Source organism: Mesonia sp. K4-1 (genome assembly GCF_008017825.1).
In the GTDB taxonomy this organism is placed as follows: domain Bacteria; phylum Bacteroidota; class Bacteroidia; order Flavobacteriales; family Flavobacteriaceae; genus Mesonia.
Genome location: NZ_VRLS01000017.1, coordinates 1 through 548 on the forward strand (window position 1 = coordinate 1; position 548 = coordinate 548).

Annotated in this window: 1 protein-coding gene; it reads right to left on the minus strand. The window is 42.2% G+C overall.

What is annotated here, in order from left to right; genetic code table 11:
• A partial coding sequence (locus tag FT986_RS04075; protein ID WP_147863977.1) for an HAD-IC family P-type ATPase occupies positions 1 to 548 on the minus strand: 548 nt, incomplete at both ends.

Sequence of the window (548 nt, forward strand, 5' to 3'; positions counted from 1 at the left end):
GTTCCTGTTTTGTCCATTACGACCGTGTTTACTTGGGTCATTGCATCTAAAAAGGATGCACCTTTAAAAAGAATACCATTGCGCGATGCCGCACCCAAACCGCCAAAATAGCCGAGAGGAATAGAGATGACCAACGCACAAGGACACGAAATCACGAGGAATATCAATGCTCGATAGAGCCAATCCCTAAACACATAATCATCTACAAAAAAGTAAGGTAGAAACGTCAGTCCGATGGCAAGGAATACAACGATAGGCGTATAAATCCTTGCAAATTTTCTAATGAACAGTTCGGTCTTTGATTTTTTGGCGGTTGCATTCTGCACCATATCCAGAATTCGTGCAATGGAACTATCCTTGAATTCCTTGGTCGTCTCGATTTCGATTACGCCATCAAGATTAATGCTTCCGGCAAAAACAGTATTGCCTTTAGCAATCGTATCAGGTTTGCTTTCGCCTGTCAAGGCAGCAGTATTAAAAGAACCCTTTTCAGAAAGCAGAATACCATCAAGCGGAACTTTTTCGCCTACACGTACCTGTATCTTTTC